Source organism: Allobosea sp. Root670 (genome assembly GCF_001429415.1).
Classification (GTDB): domain Bacteria; phylum Pseudomonadota; class Alphaproteobacteria; order Rhizobiales; family Beijerinckiaceae; genus Allobosea; species Allobosea robiniae.
This window is the reverse complement of record NZ_LMJU01000001.1, coordinates 373,371-397,059: the sequence shown is the minus strand read 5'-3', so window position 1 is coordinate 397,059 and position 23,689 is coordinate 373,371. Positions and strand designations below refer to the sequence as shown.

Annotated in this window: 25 protein-coding genes; 20 read left to right on the top strand and 5 right to left on the bottom strand. The window is 66.6% G+C overall.

The features are described from left to right. Positions 1-167 precede the first annotated feature (167 nt). On the bottom strand, positions 168-1,217 hold the full coding sequence (gene hemB, locus ASE61_RS01790; RefSeq protein WP_061964060.1) for a porphobilinogen synthase: 1,050 nt from the start codon (positions 1,215-1,217) through the stop codon (positions 168-170). A 224-nt stretch (positions 1,218-1,441) separates the two neighbouring features. Between hemB and ASE61_RS01785 the strand changes: the two genes are divergently transcribed. From ASE61_RS01785 to ASE61_RS01770, 4 genes are all read left to right on the top strand, one after another. After that, entirely contained in the window at positions 1,442-2,497 is a 1,056-nt protein-coding gene (locus tag ASE61_RS01785; RefSeq protein WP_061964057.1) for an enoyl-CoA hydratase/isomerase family protein, read from the top strand. Positions 2,498-2,499: 2 nt separating this feature from the next. After that, the gene (locus ASE61_RS01780) at positions 2,500-2,940 is read left to right on the top strand and encodes a DUF6163 family protein (protein ID WP_061964055.1); all 441 of its coding nucleotides are present in this window, start codon (positions 2,500-2,502) and stop codon (positions 2,938-2,940) included. Positions 2,941-3,170: 230 nt separating this feature from the next. After that, positions 3,171-3,683 carry a transcriptional regulator LdtR gene (gene ldtR, locus ASE61_RS01775; RefSeq protein WP_061964053.1) on the top strand — a complete coding sequence of 171 codons (513 nt, stop codon included), beginning with the start codon at positions 3,171-3,173 and terminating at the stop codon, positions 3,681-3,683. A gap of 301 nt (positions 3,684-3,984) precedes the next feature. Next, entirely contained in the window at positions 3,985-5,229 is a 1,245-nt protein-coding gene (locus ASE61_RS01770) for a L,D-transpeptidase family protein (protein ID WP_061964051.1), read from the top strand. 76 nt (positions 5,230-5,305) lie between these two features. On the opposite strand, the gene ASE61_RS01765 is transcribed toward ASE61_RS01770, so the two are convergent. The 3 genes from ASE61_RS01765 to ASE61_RS01755 all read right to left on the bottom strand — a co-directional run bounded on the left by ASE61_RS01765 (position 5,306) and on the right by ASE61_RS01755 (position 7,692). Further along, positions 5,306-5,689: an Ig-like domain-containing protein gene (locus ASE61_RS01765; protein WP_061964049.1), complete on the bottom strand. Its 384-nt coding sequence runs from the start codon at positions 5,687-5,689 to the stop codon at positions 5,306-5,308. A 272-nt stretch (positions 5,690-5,961) separates the two neighbouring features. Further along, complete coding sequence (locus tag ASE61_RS01760; RefSeq protein ID WP_061964047.1) at positions 5,962-6,315, bottom strand: hypothetical protein; 354 nt, start codon at positions 6,313-6,315, stop codon at positions 5,962-5,964. A 165-nt stretch (positions 6,316-6,480) separates the two neighbouring features. After that, positions 6,481-7,692 carry an MFS transporter gene (locus tag ASE61_RS01755; RefSeq protein WP_061964045.1) on the bottom strand — a complete coding sequence of 404 codons (1,212 nt, stop codon included), beginning with the start codon at positions 7,690-7,692 and terminating at the stop codon, positions 6,481-6,483. Positions 7,693-7,760: 68 nt separating this feature from the next. Here ASE61_RS01755 and ASE61_RS01750 point away from each other — a divergent pair, with 68 nt between their 5' ends. From ASE61_RS01750 to ASE61_RS01695, 12 genes are all read left to right on the top strand, one after another. Then, complete coding sequence (locus tag ASE61_RS01750) at positions 7,761-8,225, top strand: helix-turn-helix domain-containing protein (RefSeq protein WP_061964043.1); 465 nt, start codon at positions 7,761-7,763, stop codon at positions 8,223-8,225. Between the two features lie 121 nt (positions 8,226-8,346). Then, entirely contained in the window at positions 8,347-9,645 is a 1,299-nt protein-coding gene (glyA, locus tag ASE61_RS01745; protein WP_061964041.1) for a serine hydroxymethyltransferase, read from the top strand. Between the two features lie 41 nt (positions 9,646-9,686). After that, on the top strand, positions 9,687-10,181 hold the full coding sequence (gene nrdR, locus ASE61_RS01740) for a transcriptional regulator NrdR (RefSeq protein ID WP_061964039.1): 495 nt from the start codon (positions 9,687-9,689) through the stop codon (positions 10,179-10,181). A gap of 85 nt (positions 10,182-10,266) precedes the next feature. Beyond that, a complete protein-coding gene (ribD, locus tag ASE61_RS01735; RefSeq protein ID WP_162260051.1) occupies positions 10,267-11,364 on the top strand; it encodes a bifunctional diaminohydroxyphosphoribosylaminopyrimidine deaminase/5-amino-6-(5-phosphoribosylamino)uracil reductase RibD in 1,098 nt (365 codons plus the stop codon). Then, positions 11,364-12,011 (top strand): riboflavin synthase, encoded by a 648-nt coding sequence (locus ASE61_RS01730; protein WP_061964035.1) that lies wholly within the window; start codon positions 11,364-11,366, stop codon positions 12,009-12,011. Before ribD ends, ASE61_RS01730 begins: the two co-directional genes overlap by 1 nt. Positions 12,012-12,045: 34 nt before the next feature. After that, complete coding sequence (ribH, locus tag ASE61_RS01725) at positions 12,046-12,555, top strand: 6,7-dimethyl-8-ribityllumazine synthase (RefSeq protein WP_061964033.1); 510 nt, start codon at positions 12,046-12,048, stop codon at positions 12,553-12,555. After that, positions 12,552-13,019, top strand: coding sequence for a transcription antitermination factor NusB (gene nusB, locus ASE61_RS01720; protein WP_061964031.1), 468 nt, complete (start codon positions 12,552-12,554; stop codon positions 13,017-13,019). The genes ribH and nusB overlap by 4 nt, the downstream gene beginning before the upstream one ends. Continuing rightward, positions 13,019-14,014: a thiamine-phosphate kinase gene (gene thiL, locus ASE61_RS01715; protein ID WP_061964029.1), complete on the top strand. Its 996-nt coding sequence runs from the start codon at positions 13,019-13,021 to the stop codon at positions 14,012-14,014. The genes nusB and thiL overlap by 1 nt, the downstream gene beginning before the upstream one ends. A gap of 36 nt (positions 14,015-14,050) precedes the next feature. Further along, a complete protein-coding gene (locus ASE61_RS01710; RefSeq protein WP_061964027.1) occupies positions 14,051-15,253 on the top strand; it encodes an MFS transporter in 1,203 nt (400 codons plus the stop codon). 33 nt (positions 15,254-15,286) lie between these two features. Further along, on the top strand, positions 15,287-16,087 hold the full coding sequence (allE, locus tag ASE61_RS01705; RefSeq protein ID WP_061964025.1) for a (S)-ureidoglycine aminohydrolase: 801 nt from the start codon (positions 15,287-15,289) through the stop codon (positions 16,085-16,087). A 212-nt stretch (positions 16,088-16,299) separates the two neighbouring features. Continuing rightward, positions 16,300-18,456, top strand: a complete 2,157-nt coding sequence (locus ASE61_RS01700; protein ID WP_061964023.1) for a sodium-translocating pyrophosphatase — start codon at positions 16,300-16,302, stop codon at positions 18,454-18,456. Positions 18,457-18,682: 226 nt separating this feature from the next. Further along, entirely contained in the window at positions 18,683-19,609 is a 927-nt protein-coding gene (locus ASE61_RS01695) for a DMT family transporter (protein ID WP_061964021.1), read from the top strand. 84 nt (positions 19,610-19,693) lie between these two features. Here ASE61_RS01695 and ASE61_RS01690 read toward each other — a convergent pair whose 3' ends face one another. Further along, positions 19,694-20,188, bottom strand: coding sequence for an outer membrane protein assembly factor BamE (locus tag ASE61_RS01690; protein ID WP_082617020.1), 495 nt, complete (start codon positions 20,186-20,188; stop codon positions 19,694-19,696). A 137-nt stretch (positions 20,189-20,325) separates the two neighbouring features. On the opposite strand from ASE61_RS01690, the gene ASE61_RS01685 reads away from it, so the two are divergent. The 4 genes from ASE61_RS01685 (at position 20,326) to ASE61_RS01670 (ending at position 23,581) form a co-directional block, all read left to right on the top strand. Then, a complete protein-coding gene (locus ASE61_RS01685) occupies positions 20,326-20,871 on the top strand; it encodes a ubiquinol-cytochrome C chaperone family protein (protein WP_061964019.1) in 546 nt (181 codons plus the stop codon). After that, a complete protein-coding gene (locus ASE61_RS01680) occupies positions 20,861-21,418 on the top strand; it encodes a YceD family protein (protein ID WP_082617019.1) in 558 nt (185 codons plus the stop codon). The genes ASE61_RS01685 and ASE61_RS01680 overlap by 11 nt, the downstream gene beginning before the upstream one ends. Positions 21,419-21,532: 114 nt before the next feature. Next, positions 21,533-22,591 carry a phosphate acyltransferase PlsX gene (gene plsX, locus ASE61_RS01675; protein WP_061964015.1) on the top strand — a complete coding sequence of 353 codons (1,059 nt, stop codon included), beginning with the start codon at positions 21,533-21,535 and terminating at the stop codon, positions 22,589-22,591. Positions 22,592-22,603: 12 nt separating this feature from the next. Further along, positions 22,604-23,581, top strand: coding sequence for a beta-ketoacyl-ACP synthase III (locus tag ASE61_RS01670; protein ID WP_061964013.1), 978 nt, complete (start codon positions 22,604-22,606; stop codon positions 23,579-23,581). The last annotated feature ends 108 nt before the right edge of the window (positions 23,582-23,689 follow it).

Genomic DNA, 23,689 nt, shown 5'->3' with positions numbered 1-23,689 from the left:
CGGGCGACGGTAGCGCTTGCCGGGGCGCGCTGTCATCCCGTGGGCGATGCAGCGCGCAGCGTTGCGCCGCAGACACGGGACCGTATGACGAGAAGGCGCTTTTGCGGAGCACGGTCCCGCATCTGCGCAGCAGCACTGTCGTGCCGCAGCGCGTGCGGGATGCCCCGTTACGCGCCGGCCTTCAGCTTCTTCGCCACGCGCGGCGCGAAATAGGTGAGCACACCGTCGGCCCCGGCGCGCTTGAAGGCGAGCAGGCTCTCCAGCATCGCCTTGTCGCCGTCGAGCCAGCCATTGTTCGCGGCGGCCATGATCATCGCGTACTCGCCGGAGACCTGGTAGGCGAAGGTCGGCACGCGGAAATGGTCCTTCACCCGCGCCACCACGTCGAGATAGGGCAGGCCGGGCTTGATCATGACCATGTCGGCGCCCTCTTCGAGATCGAGCATCACTTCCGCGATCGCCTCGTCGGAATTGGCCGGATCCATCTGGTAGGTGCGCTTGTCGCCGACGAGCGTGGCATTGGTGCCGATCGCGTCGCGGAACGGGCCGTAGAAGGCCGAAGCATATTTCGCCGCATAGGCCATGATCTGCACGTCCTCATGGCCGTCGCCGTCGAGCGCGGCCCGGATCGCACCGATGCGCCCGTCCATCATGTCGGAGGGAGCGATGACGTCGGCCCCCGCATCGGCCAGCGCCAAGGCCTGCCCGACGAGGATCTGGACGCTGGCGTCATTGAGGACGCGCTCGCCCTCCATCACGCCGTCATGGCCATGCGAGGTATAGGGGTCGAGCGCAGCGTCGCAGATGATGCCGATCCCCGGCACCTCGCGCTTGATCGCGCGCACGGCGCGGCACATCAGGTTGCCGGTATTGAGCGCCTCCGAGCCAGTCGGGTCGCGCAGGGCCTTGTCCACGAAGGGGAAGGGCGCGATGGCGGGGATGCCGAGCGCGGCGGCTTCCGCCGCCTGCCGCACGGCCTCGTCGATATTGAGCCGGTCGACGCCGGGCATCCATTCCACTGGCGAGCGGGCCTCGCTCGAATCCATCAGGAAGATCGGCCAGATCAGGTCGTCGGTCGTCAGCGCCGATTCCCGCACCAGCCGGCGCGACCAATCCGCCTTGCGGTTGCGCCGCATGCGGCGCGTCAGACCGAGCGAAGGCGCCTCATCCTGGCGGGACAGGGGAGTGGGGAAAGGCCGCACGACCCGGGATTCCATGGCAATTGCCTCAAGCGATAATCGGTACAGGCGCGGCTTTCGTCATGCGGGCGAAACCGGCCGACGCTTTCCATAACACATCGGAACGATTCCAAAACAGGGCGCATGGTCGCAAGTTTACCGGCGTCGCCCTGGTCATGGCCGCCTGCCGCCCGCCGATCCGTCGCGTTGACAAGCCTTGCCCCGCCTTCCAGAACCGCAGCCCATCGAAGCGGGATCGGACCATGATTCAGGATCGCGAGATCATCTGCGAGATTCGCGGCGCCGCCGGCGTCGTGGTGCTCAACCGGCCGAAGGCGCTGAATGCGCTGAGCCTCGGCATGGTCCGCGAGCTCGCCCGTGCGCTCGACGCCTGGGAGCACGATCCGCAGGTCGCGCGTGTCGTCGTCATCAGCACCAGCGAGAAGGCCTTCTCGGCCGGAGGCGATATCCGCTGGCTGCATGATTGTGGCAAGGCCGGGCGGCATGACGAGATGCTGGCCTTCTGGGGCGAGGAATACATCCTCAACCACCGCATCAAGACCTATCCCAAGCCCTATGTCGCGCTGATCGACGGTATCGTCATGGGCGGCGGCGTCGGCATCTCCCTGCATGGCAGCCACCGCATCGCTGGCGACCGCTATCTCTTCGCCATGCCGGAGGTTGGTATCGGCTTCTTCCCGGATGTCGGCGCGACCTATGCCCTGCCGCGTCTCGACGGCGGCTTCGGCAGCTTCCTGGCCCTGACCGGCGAGCGCGTCGGCGCGGCCGATGCGATTTCGTCCGGGCTGGCGACCCATGGTGTGCCCAGCGAGCGGATGGCGGAACTCGCGGATGCGCTGACCCGGCCGGGCGCGATCGACGATATTCTCGCCGGCTTCACCTTGCAGCGCGGGCCCGGCCCCCTGCATGGCGAGCGGGCGATGATGGCTGAGGCCTTCACGGCAGCGACCTTGCCGGAGGTGATCCAGCGCCTGCGCCAGGCTGCCGAAAGCGGAAGTGGCTTTGCCGGCAAGCTGCTGCAGACCATCGCGGTCAAATCGCCGACAAGCGTTGCCATCGCCTTCGAGCAGATGCGCCGCGGCGGCGGCCTCGATTTCGCGGAAGCGATGCGCACCGAATACCGCATCGTCTCGCGCATCGCCCGCGGCCATGATTTCTATGAGGGCGTGCGCGCCGTGGTGATCGACAAGGATCAGGCGCCACGCTGGCAGCCATCGACGCTCGATGCGGTCGATCCGGCCGCTATCGCTGCCTATTTCGCGCCGCTCGGCACCGGTGAACTGAAGCTGGAGGGCTGAGCTTGGGTTTGGGTGGGAACGGCGAGGCCCTGCGCGGCACCGGGACGGGCGAGGCCGAAGGCAGGCAGGCGAATCGGTGGCGGCTTGTCCTCGTCTGGTTCCTGCGCCTGCTCTCGGCCTTCTGGCTCGCCAAGGGACTGACGGCCTGGGCCGTGATCTTCGGCCTGCCCGGAAACCCGCAACCGCCCTTCGAGAACCGCCTGCTGAGCTATCAGGCGATCATCGTCTATTTCGCGGTGATCGACCTCGTCGCCGCCGTCGGCCTCTGGCTGACCTCGACCTGGGGTGGCGTGCTCTGGCTGCTGGCCGCGATCAGCCAGATGCTGCTCGGCTTCCTCTTCCCGCGCTTCGTGCCGATGACGGCCTGGCTCGTCGGCCTCTATATCGGGCTGATCGCCGTCTATTTCCTGGCGACCTGGGCGGCCGAGAACGAGGCGGAATAGCGGGTGCCGCGACGGCCCGGCCACCACGCGCGGCCGGTCGATTGCGCCGAGTCATGGTAAGAATCGCTTTAGCTTAAGCGTTTCTGGCTTCACTTACGATTCACCCAAAGGGGTAAATCCCTGATTCATCCTGATATTTAAACTCGTTTTCATCCGGTCCAGCTTATGGTGTGTTTCAGAAGCGGACCGGGAGACAAATCCTGGCCGACACACAACAGGCGGGATATACCATGAAAGCGAGCGTCAAGACTTCTGAGGTTGCCAAGACTGGTGATGCAGATCTCAACGTGAAGCCTCTTTATCTTGAGTCCCTCACGCTGGTGGAGCGTCTGCATCGCCGCCTGCTCGACGTCATCAAGGATGAGTTCGAGCGCCGCGGCCGTGACGACGTCAACAGCGTGCAGGCGCTGCTGCTCTACAATATCGGCGATGCCGAACTCTCGGCCAGCGAGCTGCGGACCCGCGGCTACTATCTCGGCTCGAACGTCTCCTACAACGTCAAGAAGCTGGTCGAGCTCGGCTATCTCCACCACGCCCGGTCGCGCATCGACCGCCGCTCGGTTCGCATCAGCCTGACCGAGAAGGGCGCGAGCGTGCACGATATCGTGAAGGGCGTGTACGACAAGCATGTCCGCACGGTCGAACAGATCGGCGGCATCGCGGCCGACGATTTCGAGCGGATGAACAACGCCCTGCTGCGCCTGGAGCGCTTCTGGACCGACCAGATCCGCTACAAGCTCTGAGATAAGCGGTTTTCCTGACCGCATCATATCCGCCTGCCTGAGCGCGGCTGGGACGACGTCCCGGTCGCGCCGGCGCGTTTTCGGTCGGCGCTGAGCCTCGACTGTGGTTTGGCTGCCATGCATGCGGCAAAACGTGGCCATGCCCTAAAATCGCCGCTGTCATGACGCCTCGTTAACTGTGCTAGGACACCGTCGATCGCCGAGAGGTCGCCGTCGCACCATTGCGTCGCCAGCGTCGCCCCATCAGGCGGCGTTTTCTTGTGGCCTGCGTTGCAAGCGTGAAGCCTTGAAGAGGGAAGAGATGTCGCAATTGAGCCTGACCCGCCGCGAAACGGTGCTGGCCCTGCTTTCGGGCGCCGCCACGGTCGCCGCTGCACCGGCGCTCGCCCAGCAGGCAGAGTGGCGCCAGAGCTACGATGCCGGCGCGCGCAATGCCGTGGCGCGATCCTCGACGCCGATGCTGTCGGCCGAGGCTCTGCAGGCGACCGAGCAGGCGATCGTGGCCTATCGTGACCTCGCCGCACGCGGCGGCTGGCCGCAGGTCCAGTTGCCCGATCGCATGGGCGTGGGCGCCAAGGGGCAGGGTGTCGTGACCCTGCGTCGCCGCCTGATTATCACCGGCGATCTCGATGCCGCGGCCGGCGACAGCAACATCTATGATTCCTATGTCGAGGCGGGCGTGCGCCGCTTCCAGTCGCGCGTCGGCCTGTCGACGACGGGCGCGATCAATCGTGCGACCGTCGCTGCCCTCAACGTGCCGATCGACCGCCGTATCCGCCAGCTCGAGACCAATGTCGTCCGGCTGCGTAGCTGGTCCGGCAATCTCGGCGGCCGCTATGTCGTCGCGAATATCCCGGCTGCTATGGTCGAGACCGTCGAGAACGGCCATGTCGCGACGCGCCATGCGGCCGGCGTCGGCAAGATCGACCGCCAGTCGCCCTTGCTCCAGACCCGGATCCCCGAAGTCAATTTCAATCCGACCTGGACGGTTCCCGCCTCGATCATCCGCAAGGATCTGATCCCGAAGATGCGCAAGGAGCCGGGCTATCTCACCGAGAACAAGATCCGCATCATCTCGTCCAGCGGCAGTGAGATTTCGCCCGCCAGCGTGAACTGGAATTCGGACGAGGCGACGCGCTACACCTTCCGGCAGGACCCGGGCGGCGAGTTCAACTCGCTCGGCTTCGTGCGCATCAACATTCCGAGCCCGCACGGCGTCTACATGCACGACACGCCGTCGAAGGGCATCTTCGGCGACGACTATCGCTTCGTCTCCTCGGGCTGCATGCGTGTCCAGAACGTGCGCGACTACGTCGCCTGGCTCCTGAAGAACACGCCCGGCTGGGATCGCGCCAAGATTGACGAGACGATCCAGTCCGGCCAGCGCGTCAACGCCCGCATCGCCGATCCGGTGGCGTGCTACTGGGTCTATATCACCGCCTGGGCCACGCCCGATGGCGGCGTGCAGTTCCGCGACGACATCTACAACAAGGACGGCCTCGGGCCGGCACCCGTCGCGGCGCTGCAGGGCGATCAGGACATCTGACGCTCCGGTTTCGGCTGTGCTTTTCGAACCCGCCGGTGATCCGGCGGGTTTTTCTTTGAGAGCGGCTTCGCGGGGCTTAGCGCACGGTGACTGTGATGCATCCCGAAAGGGTGACGCCCGGTACCTTCGGCGTGGTGTTGCTGGTGCAGAACGTGTCGCTGCCCTGGAAACCCTTGTTGGGCGTGTAGGTCAGTCCGCTCCTTGTCACAGCGACCTTGCCCGAGCCGGGTGCTCTGGTGACGGTGACCTGGGTTGCCGGGATTCTCGTCTTGGCGGTTTCGTTGATCACACCCGGGAAGCTTATGCGGCACGTCTTGTCCGCCATGCTCATCTCGAATTGGCCGGCCCCGTTGCCGGTGCCCCAGCCCCTTCCGTTGGTTCCGGCGCAGGCCGTCTGGGCGGCCGAAAGTGTCGAATATCCGACGGCGACGTAGGTGATCATGGTGATGAGTGCGCGCATATCTTTCCTCCCTGAATCTATACAGAGACTACTTTCGGGCAGGAGAGGAGCAACGGCAAGCGTTTCGTGAGGTTGAGGGGCCACGCCGGAAATGCAAGGCTGGCAACAAAGTGATTATCGCCCGCTCAATAGCGGGTTCACCGCCAAGGATGCTGGCGAGGCGGGGATCTTGACTGCCGCACTCTACGACAGGACAGGCCAGAGGCGGCTCAATGAGATATTGCACTGCGATTGAGCTGTGCCGGTTGCTTCCGAGACCGGTGCCGCAAGCTTCAGCGCGTCAGCCACGACGGCATGACGTAACCGACGCAGCGCGCTTCTCCAGGCCCTGGATTCATGACCTCGAAGGCCGGGACGGGACAGTTGTTTCGCGGCGCGGGGTTGCCGAGGCGTGTGATGCTGCCGTCGCCGTCGCCGTCGAACCAGCGATGGACGCTGGTCGAGCCGCCCGGGTAGTATTGCGTGGTCACCTGCCAGCCTTCGGCTGCGGCATCCTGGCTGATCAGCGGCATCGACAGGACGAAGACGCTCGCACTGCCGAGAAATGCCTTCCTGATCTGCTTGGAGATCGGCAGAGTCGAAGCTGGAACACGGCTCGCGTTCTGTTTTGGGGCGTTCTGTGTCATCGAGAGGCATCCAGTGTTGCGCTAGGTCATGCGCAGCAAGCTGCAAGCCATAAATCGTTAACCATGATGGCGGCCCGATGTCTTTGCGTCGACGTCCGGTTCCGGCTCCTGCGATGCGGGCAGGAGGGGAGCCGGCCGACCGCTCCTCATCTTGCGAGAGGACGATCAACGCTTCGAGCGGACGATCGCCCCGAATCTCGCCAGCAGGGCTGCAAGCGCCATGATCGTCAGAAGCCAGGCCGTCCCGCGGAACAGTTCGCCATACCCATGGGCGGCGATCAGGGACGTGCTGACCAGAGGCGAGCAGAACTGGCCGATGAAGATCGACGCGGTCAGGATGCCTCCCGCCATGCCCCTTGAGCGCCGGGGCGCGAGATCGAGCGCCATGGCGACGAAGCTCGGCGAAACCAGCGCGTAGCCGGCCCCGATCAGGAGCGCCGCCGCAAACAGACCCGGCATCGATGCCGTGCGCGACAGGAGCAGGAAGCCCAGCGCCATCGCCGCGTAGCCGATCGCGAAAACGCCCGCCGCACCGCTCGCCCGCCGGACATGCCGGTAGAGCAGGGCGGTGCAGCCGCCGGAGATCATCAGCAGGCCGAGGACCGTCCCGGTCATCACCGCGCTCTCATAGCCCCGGCTCTCCAGGAAGAACGAGATCTGCGTCGGCATCAGGAAGAAGATCATGTTCGTCGCGCCCTGCAGCAGGACGAGCCCAGCGAGCAGGCTGCGCCAGGACGGGTGTCCGTCATGGTCGCTGGCGGGCATGGCGCCCGTAGCGGCAGCGACGCGTGGCGGCTCGACGATGGCCAGCCACATCAGCGGCAGGAAGATTGCGGCCAGCCCGTAGATCGCGAAGGGCAGGCGAGGTGACAGCGTCGCCGCCCAGCCGGCCAGCGAAATGAAGACCAGCCCGCCGAAATTCCGCGCCGAGATCTGCAGGCCGGTCAGGGCGTTGCGGTCGTCGCCGGTGAAATAATCGCCGATCAGCGCGGTCTGCGCCGTCATGATCAGCGCGACGGCGACGCCGAGCACGAGGCGGCTCGCGAAGATCGACGGCAGGTCGGGCAGGACAAGCCCGGCGCTGCCCGCGATCACGAACAGCACGACGCCGACGAGAAGCATCGCACGCCGGCCGATCCGGTCGGCAGCGAAACCCGCGAGCGGAGCAAACAGAGCGACGCTGAGCGAGGGCGCGGGCACCAGGAGCCGCGTCAGCAGCGCGGCGTTGGGGTCGTCGGCGAACAGGCGCTCGATGCCCGGAAGCGCGGGGCTGATCGTCGCGTTCGCCATGGTGGTGAGCGATGCGGCCATCAGCAGGGCGATGGCGCGCGAGTCCGCCCAGATCGGACTTTCTCGTGTTGTGACAATGCTTTCCATGATTTTTCCTCTTGCCGAGCTCATGCGTTCGGCAGAGCCTACGAATTCAAGTCGACTTGAGGTCAAGCATGCTGTTGCTGGATATTGGAAAGGTCGCGGAGCGCTCGGGCGTGCCGGCCTCGACCCTGCGCTATTACGAGGAGGTCGGCCTCATTCGCTCGGAGGCGCGTCGCGGCCTGCGGCGGCAGTTCGACCCCGATGTCCTGCTCAGACTGTCGCTGATCGGGCTGGGCAAGACCGCAGGCTTCTCGCTGGACGAGATCGCCGCGATGTTCGGCGCGGACGGGACGCCGAACATCCCGCGCGAGCAGTTGCGGGCCCGGGCCGACGAGCTCCAGCGGCAGATGGTCGGGCTGAGGACCCTGCGCGATGCTCTGCGCCATGTCGCGGATTGCCGTGCGCCGACTCACTTGGAATGCCCGACCTTCCGGGCGCTGCTGCGCACGGCTTCGCGCCGCCAGCTCGCCTACACGCCGTCCCGGCCGGAGAAGGAGAAGAAAATGCTGTCGAAGCGGCGCGCTCCGGGCAATTGACCGCTGCGGCGATGCAGCTTTTCCCGCGCGCGATCTATCGCTTGGACAGCCCTCCGCCGCATGATAGGGGAGCCGCGACGAAGCCGGGCGCCCACCGGCCGTTGAACTTCAGGAGCCGGACATGACCGACGCCGCGCTGAACAAGCACCTCTCGAACTCCTTCTTCGGCGCTTCGCTGCATGACGCCGATCCCGAGATCGCCCGCGCGATCGACCTGGAGCTCGGTCGCCAGCGCGACGAGATCGAATTGATCGCCTCCGAGAACATCGTCTCCCGCGCCGTGCTCGAGGCGCAGGGCTCGGTGATGACCAATAAATACGCCGAGGGTTATCCGGGCCGCCGCTATTACGGCGGTTGCCAGTTCGTCGACATCGCCGAGAAGCTCGCGATCGAGCGCGCCACCCGGCTCTTCGGCTGCACTTACGCCAACGTTCAGCCGAACTCCGGCTCTCAGGCCAACCAGGGCGTCTTCATGGCCCTGATGCAGCCGGGCGACACCTTCATGGGCCTCGACCTCGCCGCCGGCGGTCACCTGACCCACGGCGCGCCGGTCAACCAGTCCGGCAAGTGGTTCAACGTCGTCTCCTACGGCGTCTGCGTGGTCGACCAGATGATCGACTACGACGCGATGGAGCGGCTTGCCGTCGAGCACAAGCCGAAGGTCATCGTCGCCGGCGGCTCGGCCTATGCCCGTCACTGGGACTTCGCCCGCTTCCGCGAGATCGCCGACAAGGTCGGCGCCTATTTCATGGTCGACATCGCGCATTTCGCCGGGCTCGTCGCCGGCGGCGCGCATCCCTCGCCGTTCCCGCATGCCCATGTCGTCACCACCACGACGCACAAGACCCTGCGCGGCCCGCGCGGCGGCATGATCCTGACCAATGACGAGGCTCTGGCCAAGAAGTTCAACTCGGCGATCTTCCCGGGTATCCAGGGCGGCCCGCTGATGCATGTCATCGCGGCCAAGGCGGTCTCCTTCCACGAAGCACTGCAGCCGGAGTTCAAGACTTACGCCCACGCCGTCGTCGCCAATGCCAAGGCGCTGGCCGAGACGCTGAAGTCGAAGGGCTTCGACCTCGTCACCGGCGGCACCGACAACCACCTGATGCTGGTCGACCTGCGCTCGAAGAAACTGACCGGCAAGGCGGCGGAAGCCGCGCTCGGCCGCGCCCACATCACCTGCAACAAGAACGGCATCCCCTTCGACCCCGAGAAGCCGATGACGACCTCCGGCATCCGCCTGGGCACCCCGGCGGCGACCTCGCGCGGCTTTGGCATCGCCGAGTTCAAGCAGGTCGGCGAACTGATCGCCGAGGTGCTGGACGGCCTCAGCCAGAATGGTGAGGAAGGCAATGCCGCTGTCGAGCAGGCTGTGACCGCCAAGGTCAAGGCGCTCACCGCGCGCTTCCCGATCTATTGAGGCTTCGTTGAAGGGGCTCTGAGAAAGGCTGGCGAACCGGAATGCGCTGTCCCTATTGCAGCTCCCTCGACACGCAGGTGAAGGACTCCCGTCCCACCGACGATCACGCCTCGATCCGCCGCCGCCGGGTCTGCCCCGATTGCGGCGGCCGCTTCACCACCTTCGAGCGCGTGCAGTTGCGCGAGCTCACCGTCGTGAAGCGTTCGGGCCGGCGGACGCCCTTCGACCGCGACAAGCTGGAGATCTCGATCGCGCATGCCCTGCGCAAGCGCCCGGTCACGCCGGAGCGGATCGAGCGCATGGTCAACGGCATCGTGCGCCAGCTCGAAAGCTCGGGCGAGGCGGAGATCCAGAGCTCGACCGTCGGCGAACTGGTGATGGAGGGGCTGAAAGGCCTCGACGACGTCGCCTATGTCCGCTTCGCCTCGGTCTACAAGAACTTCCGCGAGGCGAAGGATTTCGAGGAACTGCTCGGCCAGCTCGGCACCATCGACGAGGAGGGCATCTCCGCCCCGCCGCCGCGCGCCGATGACTGATCCCAGAGCATTTTCGCGCGAAGCGGGCACCGCTCCGCATCGGGAAAATGCGCCAGAACAGAAATCTGCGATCGACCGCGCCTTCATGCGCCAGGCGCTCGCCTATGGCGCGCGGGGTCTCGGCACGACTTCGACGAACCCGTCAGTCGGCGCCATCATTACCCGCGATACGCCGGACGGTCCCGTGGTGGTCGCGCGTGGCCATACCCAGCCCGGCGGCCGCCCGCATGGCGAGGCGCATGCCTTCTCGCGGGCGGGCGCCGCCTCGATGGGCGGCACGCTCTATGTCACGCTCGAACCCTGCTCGCATCGCTCGGTGCGCGGCGGCATCCCTTGCGTCGAGCACACCATCCTCTCGGGCGTGAAGCGCGTCGTCTCGGCGATGTCCGACCCCAACCCCTTCATCGCCGGGCTCGGCCATGCGTTGCTGCGCACGGCTGGCATCGAGGTCACGGTCGGCGTGCTGGAGCAAGAGGCGCGGCAGGCGCACCGCGGCTATCTCACGCGCATCACGCAGGGGCGGCCGATGGTGACCTTCAAGATCGCCCGCACCGCCGATGGCTATGCCGGCGGAGCAGGGGGCGTTCCGCTCGCCGTGTCGAGCCCGGTTGCCGGCGGCTGGGTCCATCTCCAGCGCGCGCATCACGATGTCATCATGCTCGGCATCGGCTCCGTGCTGGCGGACGATCCGCAGCTCACGGTGCGCCTGCCTGGCATGGCTGACCGTTCGCCGATCCGCGTCATCCTCGACACCCATCTGCGCCTGCCGCTGACCTCGAAGCTCGTCCGCACGGCCCATGAGATTCCCGTCTGGGTGATCGCGGCCGAGACCGCGCCGATCGAGCCGGAACAGGCGCTGGTCGCCGCCGGCGTCGAGGTCATGCGGGTCTCGATGGCCTCCGACGGCCATCTCGATCTCGGCGAGGCGCTGACCTTGCTCGGCACACGCGGGATCAACCGCGTCTTTTCGGAAGGCGGCCCGCGCATCGGCGAGAAGCTGGCACTCGCGGGTCTAGCGGATGAGGTCATCGTCTCGACCTCTCCGAAAACGCTGGGGCAGCCCGGCATCCTTGCCGTGCGTCCGGGGCTTGCCGCTGCGCTGGCCGACCCCGATCTATACGCCCTTGTCGAGGCCGGTCAGATCGGTCACGACCGTTTCGAGCATTTCACGAGGAGAGGCTGATGTTCACCGGCATCGTCACCGCCATCGGCGAGGTCGTGGAGGCGCAGCGCAAGGGGCCGAGCCTCAAGCGCCTCGCCATCGCCTGCCCCTATGAGGCCGAAGGCATCGCGATCGGCGCTTCGATCGCCTGCGCCGGCGTCTGCCTCACCGTCACCGCATTGCGCGCCCGCACGGATGGCGAGCCCGGCTGCATCTTCCAGGTCGAGGCTGCAGCCGAGACGCTGGCGAAGACGGTCGTCGGCACCTGGGAGCCGGGCACGCGCATCAATCTCGAGCGCTCGCTCAAGGTTGGCGACGAACTCGGCGGCCATCTTGTCGTCGGCCATGTCGACGGCCCCGGCCGCATCCTGAAGATCGACGCGATCGAGCCCGATCCCGACGAGCCCTGGGGTGCGACGGCACGCTTCCACATCCGCGCCCCGCAGGGGCTGGAGCGTTTCATCGCGACCAAGGGCTCGATCTGCCTCGACGGCACCTCGCTCACCATCAACACGGTGGAGGATGATGTCTTCACCGTGCTGCTGATCCCGCACTCCTTCGCGGTCACCACCTGGGGGGAGCGCAAGGAGGGTGACTCCGTTCATGTCGAGGTCGATCTGATGGCACGGTATGCCGCGCGGCTTGCGGAGGCGCGCCCGCAAGGGTAACGAGCCCGATCACGTTCCAAGAAGGACACAAGAAATGGCCGGACCCCGGCAGACCTCGGCCGACAAGGCCGCAACTCCTGCCGTCGAGATCGACGGCGCCCGCGTCCTCGTCGTCGAGGCACGTTTCTACGATAAGCTTGCCGATGAACTGCTGGCCGGCGCGACCGCCGTGCTGGAAGAGGCAGGCTGCCGCGTCGACGTCGTCACCGTCCCCGGCGCGCTTGAAATCCCCTCGGCGATCGTCATCGGCCTGCGTGCGGCCGACGAGTCAGTGGATCCCTATGAGGCGGTCGTCGCGCTCGGCACCGTCATCCGCGGCGAGACCGGCCATTACGACATCGTCGCCGGCGAAAGCTCGCGTGCGCTGATGGACCTCTCGGTCGCTTTTGCGCTCCCGCTCGGCAACGGCATCCTCACCGTCGAGAACGAGGCGCAGGCCTGGGCTCGCGCCAACCGCTCGGACATGAACAAGGGCGGCGGGGCCGCCGAAGCGGCGCTCGCCGTGCTGCGCTACAAGCGCTCCCTGGCGGAGCCGTCCCAATGAGCCGCGCCGAGAAGCGGCGCGGGGCGCGGCTCTCGGTCGTGCAGGCGCTCTACGAGATGGAAATCGGCGGCCGCGGCGTCGTCGAGGCGATGGCCGAGTTCGAGCATTTCTGGATCGGCAAGGAGGTCGAGGAGATCGAACTGCCGCAAGCCGAGATCGCCTTCTTCCGCGACATCCTCGGCGGCGTCGTCCGCGAGCAGCGCCTGGTGGACCGCACGGTCGACGAATTGCTGGCCAAGGACTGGCCGCTGAAGCGGGTCGAGGCGGTGGTGCGCGCGATCCTGCGCGCCGGCGCCTATGAGCTCGCCTTCCGCAAGGATGTGCCGGCCCGCGCCGTGATTTCCGAATATGTCGCGGTTGCGCGCGCCTTCTACGAGGGCGACGAGATCGGCATGATCAATGCCGTGCTCGACCGCATGGCCCGCGACTTCCGCGCCGAAGAGTTCGACCCAGCCAGCGCCTGATGACCGAACCGTCCCGCCCCGGCGAATTCGAGCTGATCGCCCGCTATTTCGCGCCGATCGCCGGGCCGGGCGGGCTTGGTCTCATCGACGATGCCGGGCTGCTGCGGCCCGGCCGCGGCTACGAGGTCGTGGTCACCGCCGACGCTCTCGTCGCCGGCGTCCACTTCTTTCCTGACGATCCGCCGGACGCGATCGGCTGGAAGGCGCTCGCCGTCAATCTCTCCGATCTCGCCGCCAAGGGCGCCAAGCCCGAAGGCTTCGTCCTGACGCTCGCTTTGCCGCGCGGCTGGACCGAAGGCTGGCTCGCCGATTTCGCGGGCGGCCTCGCCCGCATGGCGGAGGCGGCGGGCTGCCCGCTCATCGGCGGCGATACCGTTTCGACCAGCGGGCCCCTTACCCTCTCGATCACCGCATTCGGCACGGTTCCGGCCGGGCGGATGGTGAAACGCTCCGGCGCGAAGCCAGGCGACATCGTGCTCGTCTCCGGCAGCATCGGCGACGGCGCGCTTGGCCTCAAGGTCCATGGCCCCGACAAGCCGGACTGGGTCGCTACGCTCGGCGCCGAGGATCGCGCCTTCCTCGCCGATCGCTATCTGCATCCGCAGCCGCGCCATGCTCTGGCGGACGCCTTGCAGCGCCATGCTTCGGCGGCGATGGACATCTCAGACGGACTCGTCGGCGATCTCGCCAAGCTGTTGAAAGCCTCGAGTGCAGGCGCCGAGATCGATCTCGACGCGATCCCGCTCTCGGGCCCGGCCCGCGCCGCGCTCATGGCCGCTCCCGCACTGGCGGAACTGGCCTGGACCGGCGGAGACGACTACGAAATTCTCTGCACGGCCTCGGAAAGGGAATATCCTGCTCTGATTGCAGCGGCGGAAGGATCAATGCTTCTGCTGACGCCGATCGGGCGGATATCGGACGAGGCCGGCGTGGTGACTTATCGCGGGAAGGGTGGGGCGCACAGCTTCGCGCAGGGCTCCTTCTCTCATTTCTGACGGCGGCGCATCACGGCGACCGCGAGGCGCGTTGTGATGAATCAGCATGTTCCGGCTCTTGATGGCGACGGGCTCGCAAAGCGCAATGCGCTGGTCCTCGCTGGTGCCCAGGCGCTCGGCGGCGCCAATCCGGCGATCATCGTCTCGCTCGGCGGTATTGTCGGGGCGCAGCTCGTGGCCGACCAGGCTTTTGCGACCGTGCCGGTCAGCCTGCTTCAACTCGGCATCGCTGCGGGCGTCATCCCGGCTGCGATGATCATGCGCCGGCTGGGCCGGCGCCGCGGCTACCTGATCGGAGCGCTCGTCGGCGCGGCGGGTGCGAGCATTGCGGCCGGCGGTGTCTCGCTGCGCCTGTTCTGGCTGTTCTGCCTCGGCACCTTCGTTTGCGGGCTCTATGGCTCCTTCGTCCAGAGCTACCGCTTCGCGGCGGCCGATACCGCGACCGATCATTTCAGGCCCCGCGCGATTTCCTGGGTCATGATCGGCGGCCTTGCCGCAGGCGTCATCGGCCCGCAATCGGTCTACTGGACGCGCGACCTGACGCCGACCGCGCCCTTTGCCGCCAGCTTCATCGCCCAGGGCATGCTCGCGCTGGTCGCGATCCTGATCGTCTCGCGCCTGCGTGCGCCGCCGATGGCCGCAGTCCGTTCCGGCGGGGGGCGTCCGCTCGGCGAGATCATGCGCCAGCCGAAATTCATCGCCTCGGTCACGGCCTCGCTCGTCGCCTACGGGCTGATGAGCTTCGTCATGACGGCCGCGCCGATGGCGATGGTCGCCTGCGGCCATTCGGTCGGCGACGCCACGCTCGGCATCCAGTGGCATGTGCTGGCGATGTTCGGGCCGAGCTTCTTCACCGGCCGCCTGATCGCCCGCTTCGGCAAGGGGACGGTTACGGCGGTTGGCCTCGGCCTGACGGCACTCGCCGCCGTCGTCGGCCTCACCGGCTTGAGCGTCGGCCATTTCTGGCTGGCGCTGATCCTGCTCGGCGTCGGCTGGAACTTCGGCTTCATCGGCGCCACCGCCCTGGTGACGGATTGCTACCGGCCGGAGGAGCGGGTGAAGGTCCAGGCGGCCAACGATTTCCTCGTCTTCGGTTCGGTCGCCATCGCCTCCTTCTCGTCGGGCGGCCTGCTCAGCCATGGCGGCTGGAACGCGGTGAACTGGCTGGTCTTCCCGCCCGTGATGGTTGCACTCCTGCTGGTGGCATGGCAGCGCTTCCAGCGGCCCGCCACGGCCTGAGCCAGGCCCGCTAACCTCGATCGGAGCAAACTGATGAACAACCGCGCCTTCCCGCCCGCGACCGGCCAGGTTCCGCCCGGCGCCATCGGGCATAATCGCGGTGTCATCAAATCCAACTACGCCTTCATGCCGCCGGAGGGCGTGCTGGTCAGCCGCCTGCCGCAATATCGCGACACGATCGTGCGCGTCCTCACCGGGCCGGTCATGGGCGCGGCCTTCGCTCAATACGTCCTCGAGATCGCGCCTGGCGGCGGTACGCCGGCCGCCTTCAGCGAAGACGGCATCCAGCACTTCTTCTATGTCCTCTCCGGCGAAGTCCGGATCGCCGTCGCAGGCGGTGCGATGCAGGCGCTCACGGCGGGCGGGTTCGCCTATCTGCCGCCGGCGACCGCGTTCACCCTGCGCAACGAATCGACGGAAGGCGTCCGCGTGCTCGCCCTGCGCAAGCGCTACGAGCCGGCGCCGGGGCTCGCCGTGCCGGAGCCGATCGTCTCGCATCAGGACGCCGTGCCGATGGCGAATCACACCGGCATGGAAGGGCGCGGCTTCCAGTTCCTGCTGCCCTATGGCGACATGCGCTTCGATTTCGAGATGAACCTGATGTGGTTCAAGCCGGGCGTCTGCTTCCCGGCGGTCGAGACCCATGTGATGGAGCACGGCCTCTACATGCTGGAAGGGCAGGGACTCTACCTGCTCGGCGCCGACTGGCACGAGATCTGGGAGCGGGATTTCATCTGGATGGGCGGCTTTTGCCCGCAGCAATTCTATCCGACCGGCTACGGTGACGCCTGCTATCTGCTCTACAAGAACGTCAATCGCGACCTCGCGCTCTGACGATCTACCGGTTCGCCTGACATTCGACCAAATTTGTAAGCCGGAGCGTTTGCGCTCTTCGCGGAAACTTGCCACAAATTTGCCTGACACTGGCGACGCGGAGCGGGCCCTGAGTCTTGAGGGCCCGTTTTTTCGCTGCCTGACGTCCAACGCTGCAAAATGAGGAGCGACAGCGCTCCCGCCGACTGCAAGCTCTAGGGTCAGGAAATCGAATGTCAGCTCTGCTTCTCATCATCATATTGAGTGCGCTTTCCATAGCCTACGGCGTCTGGGCCTATGGCGATGTGATGAAGCGCGATGCCGGCAACCAGCGCATGCAGGAGATTTCCGGTGCGGTCGCCGAAGGCGCGCAGGCCTATCTCAAGCGCCAGTATCTCACGATTTCCATGGTCGGCGTCGTGCTCTTCATCGCACTCGCCTGGCTGCTCGGCAAATGGGTGGCGATCGGCTTCCTGATCGGCGCGGTGCTCTCGGGCGTCGCCGGCTTCATCGGCATGAACGTTTCGGTACGCGCCAATGTCCGCACCGCCCAGGCTGCGATGCAGTCGCTGGGCGAGGGCCTCGACGTCGCCTTCAAGGCGGGCGCGGTTACCGGCATGCTCGTCGCCGGCCTCGCGCTCCTTGGCGTCGCGGTCTACTACGGCGTCCTGACCTCCTATCTCGGCTTCGAGCCCTCCAGCCGCACGGTGATCGATTCACTGGTGGCGCTGGGCTTCGGTGCGTCGCTGATCTCGATTTTCGCCCGTCTCGGCGGCGGTATCTTCACCAAGGGTGCTGACGTCGGCGCCGACCTCGTCGGCAAGGTCGAGGCCGGCATCCCCGAAGACGATCCGCGCAACCCCGCGACCATCGCCGACAACGTGGGCGACAATGTCGGCGACTGCGCCGGCATGGCCGCCGACCTGTTCGAGACCTATGCGGTGACGCTGGTCGCGACCATGGTTCTCGCCGCGATCTTCTTCGCCGGCCAGCCGGTGCTCGGCACGATGATGCTCTACCCGATGGCGATCGGCGCGGCCTGCATCGTCACCTCGATCATCGGCACCTTCTTCGTGAAGCTCGGTGCCAACCAGTCGATCATGGGGGCTCTCTACAAGGGCTTCATCGCCGCCGGTGTGCTGTCGGTCGGCGCGATCGCGGCGGTGAACTACGCCATGTTCGGCGGCTTCTCGGCCTCCTTCACTACGACGCAGAACGTCACCTTCACCTCGGGCAGCCTCTTCGCCTGCGCGCTGGTCGGCCTCGCGGTGACGCTGCTCATCGTCGTCATCACCGAATACTACACCGGCACCGGCAAGCGCCCGGTGGTCTCGATCGCCCAGGCCTCGGTGACCGGCCACGGCACCAACGTCATCCAGGGCCTAGCGGTCTCGCTGGAATCGACGGCGCTGCCGACCATCGTCATCATCGCCGGCATCATCGTGTCCTACAGCTTCGCCGGCCTGTTCGGCATCGCCATCGCGACGACGGCCATGCTGGCGCTGGCCGGTGTCGTCGTGGCGCTCGACGCCTTCGGCCCGGTCACGGACAATGCCGGCGGCATCGCCGAGATGGCGGGCCTGCCCAAGGAAGTCCGCCACTCCACCGACGCGCTCGACGCGGTCGGCAACACCACCAAGGCGATCACCAAGGGCTATGCCATCGGCTCGGCCGGCCTCGGCGCATTGGTGCTCTTCGCGGCCTATACTTCGGACCTGAACTTCTTCATCGGGGAAGCCAACAAGGCGGGATCGACGACCTTCCAGTATTTTAGGGGCGTCACGGTCGATTTCACCCTGTCGAACCCTTATGTCGTCGTCGGCCTGCTGCTCGGCGGCCTGATCCCCTTCCTCTTCGCCGGCATGGGCATGACGGCGGTCGGACGCGCTGCGGGCTCCGTCGTCGAGGAAGTGCGCCGGCAGTTCAAGGAGAAGCCCGGCATCATGCAAGGCACGGACCGGCCCGATTACGGCCGCGCCGTCGACATGCTGACGCGCGCCGCGATCAAGGAAATGGTGGTGCCCTCGCTCCTGCCAGTGCTGGCGCCGATCGTGACCTATTTCGTGATCTACTGGATCGCCGGCAAGAACAACGCCTTCGCAGCCGTCGGCGCCATGCTGATGGGCGTGATCGTCACCGGCATCTTCGTCGCGATCTCGATGACCTCGGGCGGCGGCGCCTGGGACAACGCCAAGAAGAGCTTCGAGGACGGCTTCGTCGACAAGGACGGCGTGCGCCATCTCAAGGGCTCCGAGGCGCACAAGGCCTCGGTGACCGGCGATACCGTCGGCGACCCCTACAAGGACACGGCGGGCCCCGCCGTGAACCCGGCGATCAAGATCACCAACATCATTGCCCTGCTGCTCCTGGCGATCCTGGCGCATTCCTGATCGCAGGCAGCATCGAGACGATCGCGAACCCGCGGCGAAAGCCGCGGGTTTTTCTTTGGGCTCGCCGGAGAGCGGAAAATGTTTGAAGGCAATAGCTTGCGGACCTGACTTGAATCGGTTCGACAACCTCTTGAATCAAGCTCCGAAGCTACGGCCGGGTCCGTAGCGTTCCCGCATGCGCCGGTGCCGCCCCGCTGGCATGGTCCCGCCAACCCCAGGAGGACCCATGTCCACGCAAACGCTCGACCGCCCCGCCGCTGCCCCCAACCGCGCTGTGGAGTTCGCACTCCTGCTGGTGCTGGCCGTGCTCTGGGGCGGCTCCTACACCTTCATCAAGCTCGGCGTGGAGACGATCCCGCCGCTGACGCTGATCGCCGCCCGGACCCTGATCGCTGGCCTCGTTCTGCTCATGGTCGTCCGCTGGCGCGGCCTGCGCTTGCCGCGCGACCTCGCGACGTGGCGACTGTTCATCGTCCAGGCCTGCCTCAACAGCGTCGTGCCTTTCACTCTGATCGCCTGGGCCGAGCGCAGCGTCGATGCCGGGCTGGCGACGATCCTGAGCTCGACCAGCCCGATCTTCGTCGTCCTGCTCTCCTGCCTGTCGGCTTCGGCGGAACGCCTGCCGCGCCTGCGCCTGGCCGGAATCGCCGCCGGTCTCGCCGGCACCGTCCTGATCGTCGGCAGGCAGGCGATGTCGGGTTTCGGCGAGCAGCTCTGGGCCCAGCTCGCCCTGGTCGCAGCCAGCATCTGCTATGGCGGGGCGGCCTTGTTCGGACGCAGCTTCAAGGGGCTCGATCCGATCATGCCGGCTGCGGGCTCGCTCCTCTGCGGCGCGTTCGTCCTGCTGCCGCTCAGCCTGGTGCTGGACCGACCCTGGACGCTGTCGCCCTCGGTGCAATCGATCCAGGCGCTGGTCGCGCTGTCGCTGGTCTCGACCGCTCTGGCCTTCGTGATCTATTTCCGGCTGATCGCGCGGCTGGGCTCGGTCGCGACGACATCGGTCGCTTATCTGCGGGTGCCCACCGGCGTGCTGATCGGCATGGTCTTCCTCGGCGAGGCGCTGGTGCCGACCGCCTGGGCCGGGCTCGTCCTCGTCATCGCCGGCGTGTTGGCGATGACGTTGCCGCTGCGCAGTCGCTCGCCGGCAGCCTGATCGACCCTCAGTGCTGCGAAGGCGCAAAAAAGCCCGCGGTTCGCACCGCGGGCTTTTGATGTCCGGTGACCTGAAGGCGCCCGCTTACGAGCCGAGCGGGTTGAACTTGGTGACACCCTTGAACAGGTTGCGCAGGAAGCTCTGCTCCTCGCCGCCCGTCGGGGTGGTGCGGCTGATGAAGTCGAAGATGATGCCGTCCTGCAGGCCGTAATGCGCGATGCGCTCGACCTTGAAGCTCTTGTTGAAATAGATCACCAGCACCTGCTGGTCGATGGTCTGCGGATCCTGGAACTGGAACCGGCGGCGCATCGTCTGGCTGATATAATAGAAGGTCCGGTTGCCGATCGTCGAGGTCGTCGACGGGGTGCCGAGCGTCGTCAGCACGGCTTGCACGTCCATGCCCGGCTTGACCTGCGCGATCAGCGCATCGTCCATCACGAAGCCGCGGTTGAACACCTCGTTGATGCCCGCCGAGGTCGGCAGCACGAAGCCACCTGCATCGGGGCCGCAGCCTGCAAGCATGAGGGAGGTGGTCGCGAGGGCTCCGAGCAGAGCCGTGCGGCGGGTGATCTGGGTCATGCGGGCACGATCCGAAAGGCGAGCACGGCCCGGGACGATCCCAAGCCGCTTGTCAAAAGGGTAAGGGTTGGCGTAACGCCCGAGAATGGCTTTGGCAAGGCGAGTGCGCCCCGGCAGCAGCGGGCGGGAGTAAACAGGTGATTTTCGGGTTGTTCGGCAAGCGTGCCAATCGGCGCTCTCCTGTGGACACGCTGTTCGGGCGGGTCGCCGAAGCTTCGCGCCTGCCTGCGCTTTATATCGATGGGGGGATTCCCGACAGCTTCGAAGGCCGTTTCGAATCGCTGACCCTGCATGTCCTGCTGGTGCTGCGCCGGCTGCGTGAATTGCCGCCTCCGGCCGCCGAACTGGCGCAGGAATTCATCGATGCCTGCTTCGCCTATCTCGAGCTCGGTTTCCGCAATGGCGGCATCAGCGATGTCGCCGTGCCCAAGAAGATGAAGAAGATCGGCCAGATGTTCTACGGCCGGGTGCAGGCCTATGAGGCCGCGCTGGCCGCTCCCGGTCTGGAGGCTCTGGCCGAAGCGCTGGGGCGCAACGCCTGCGCACCGGAAGCGGCGCCTGCGTTGGCCGCCTATGCTCGTGCCGTACAGGAGGCGCTCGCCACCGCCGATCTGGACGGCATCATGAACCGGGACAATCTCTTTCCCGCCTTCTCGGCCCGGGAGGTCGCTCATGACGCCTGATCGTGCCCCAGCCTTGCCGCTCAGCCATCCGATCCGGATCGAGGCGATCCGCACCCGCGGCACCGAGGTCGTGGTGCGGGCGGAGGCCGCGCAGCTGCCGGCCATCGCGGCGCAGCTCGGCCTCGTGTCCATCGAATTCCTGGAGGCGCGCCATGTCCTGTCGCGCAATGGCGAGCGCGTGAAGCTCGAAGGGCGCATCGCGGCCCGGCTCCACCAGGCCTGCGTCGTGACGCTCGAGCCGTTCCCGGTTCAGCTCGACATACCCGTCAAGCTCGATTTCACATCGGAGGAGGAGAGCGCGGCCTTCGCCCGGCGCAACGAGCGGGACGATACCGAGATCGATATCGAAGTGCTGCTGAACGAGGACGATCCGCCCGAGCCGATCATCGACGGCGTGATCGATCTCGGCGGGGTCACACTGGAGTTCCTCGCGCTGGCGCTTGATCCCTATCCGCGCAAGCCCGGTGCCAGCTTCGACTCGTCCGCGGGCGACGCCGCCGTGGAATCGCCTTTCGCGGCGCTGGCAAAGTTGAAACGCGGTGACTGAAGCGCTTCGCGGCCCTTGCGCGGCTTGCGGCGCTGGCCCAAACCGCTATTGTCCGGCCGGCACTGAGCCGCCCCGGATTGAAGGTCGGCCATCTCCGGGACACGCCAGAATTCCATGACAAGACCGGTTACAATCGCGCTCGATGCGATGGGCGGGGACCACGGCCCGACCATCGTCATACCCGGCGCCGCGTTGATGCTCGAGCGCCGTCCGGATGCCCGATTCGTCATCTTCGGCGACGAGAAGCAGGTGCTTCCGCTGATCGACCAGCACCCGAAGCTCAAGGCGGTCACGACATTCCACCACACCGAGGTCTCGGTGAAGATGGACGACAAGCCGAGCCAGGCGTTGCGCTATGGCCGCTACAAATCCTCGATGTGGCGCGCGATCGACGCGACCAAGACGGGCGAGGCGGATGTCACGGTTTCGGCCGGCAATACCGGCGCGCTGATGGCGATGTCGAAATTCTGCCTGAAGTCGATGGCGCAGGTCGACCGGCCGGCGATCGCCTGCCTGTGGCCGACGGCCCGCGGCGAGAGCATCGTGCTCGATGTCGGCGCCACCATCGGTGCGGATGCGCGCCATCTCGTCGACCTCGCCGTGATGGGCGCGGCCATGGCCCGCGTCGTGCTCGATCTCGACCGGCCGACCGTCGGCCTGCTCAATGTCGGCGTCGAGGAGATCAAAGGCGTCGAGGCGGTCAAGGAAGCCGGCCGCATCCTGCGCGAAAGCAACCTGCCGCATCTCGCCTATCACGGCTTCGTCGAGGGCGATGATCTCGGCAAGGGCACGGTCGATGTCGTGGTCACCGAGGGCTTTACCGGCAACATCGCTCTGAAGACGGCCGAAGGCACCGCCCGTCAGATCGCCGATTACCTGCGCGCCGCGATGAGCCGCTCGCTGATGGCGAAGATCGGCTATGTCTTCGCCCGTGGCGCCTTCGCGGCGCTGAAAGACAAGCTCGACCCGCGCAAGTCGAACGGCGGCGTCTTTCTCGGGCTGGAAGGCATCGTCATCAAGAGCCACGGCGGCACGGATGCGATCGGCTTCGCCAGCGCCGCCGAATTGGGCTATGAGATGGCACGCGAGGACCTGATGGCGAAGGTCCGCGAAATGGTCGCCGCGAGCACGCGTCCGGAGCTGATGGCCGCGCAGCCCGCCGAGGCGGAATAGGGAACAACCTTCTTGTCCATCCTGCGCTCTCAAGTCGTCGGCTGCGGCTCCTACCTGCCCGCGCGCATCGTCACGAATGCCGAGCTGGCCGCCCGCGTCGACACCAGCGACGAGTGGATCGTCCAGCGCACCGGCATCCGCCAGCGCCATGTCGCGGCCGATGACGAGCCGACCTCGGTGGTCGGCCTCAAGGCGGCGCAGGCGGCGATCGCCGACGCCGGCATCGATCCGTCCGAGATCGACCTGATCATCGTCGCGACCGCGACGCCGGATCACACCTTTCCCGCCACGGCGACGCAGATCCAGGCGGCACTCGGCATCACCGGCGGCGCGGCCTTCGACCTGCAGGCGGTCTGCTCGGGCTTCGTCTTTGCGCTCGCGACCGCCGACAAGTTCCTGACCACGGGCGGTGCCCGCGCCGCCCTGGTGATCGGCGCCGAGACCTTCTCGCGCATCCTCGACTGGGAGGACCGCGCCACCTGCGTGCTGTTCGGCGACGGCGCTGGCGCCGTCGTGCTGAAAGCCGCGCCGGGCGAGGGGACGCTTGCCGATCGCGGCGTCCTCACCACCCATATCCGCTCGGACGGCCGCCACAAGGACAAGCTCTATGTCGACGGCGGCGCGGGCTCGACCAAGACGGTCGGCTTCCTGCGCATGGAAGGCAAGGAGGTCTTCCGCCACGCCGTCACCAACCTCGCCGAGACGGTACGCCACACCTTCGAGCAGACGGGCTTGTCCGGCGCCGATATCGACTGGTTCGTGCCGCACCAGGCCAACCGGCGCATCATCGACGCCACGGCCGACAAGCTCGGCATCAGCCACGACCATGTCGTCGTCACCGTCGACCGCCACGGCAACACCTCTGCGGCCTCGATCCCGCTTGCTCTGGCCGAAGCCCATGCCGATGGCCGCATCAAGCGCGGACAGCTCGTCCTGATCGAGGCGATGGGCGGCGGCTTCACCTGGGGCTCGGCCCTGATCCGCTGGTGACCCAGCGGTAGATAATTCACGAAAATTGTCATGAATCATCGTCATTTCGGGTCGGTTCTGGCCTAAGCCGGCACAATCGCCGCGCTTGAGGATTGACCCGCGCGACGG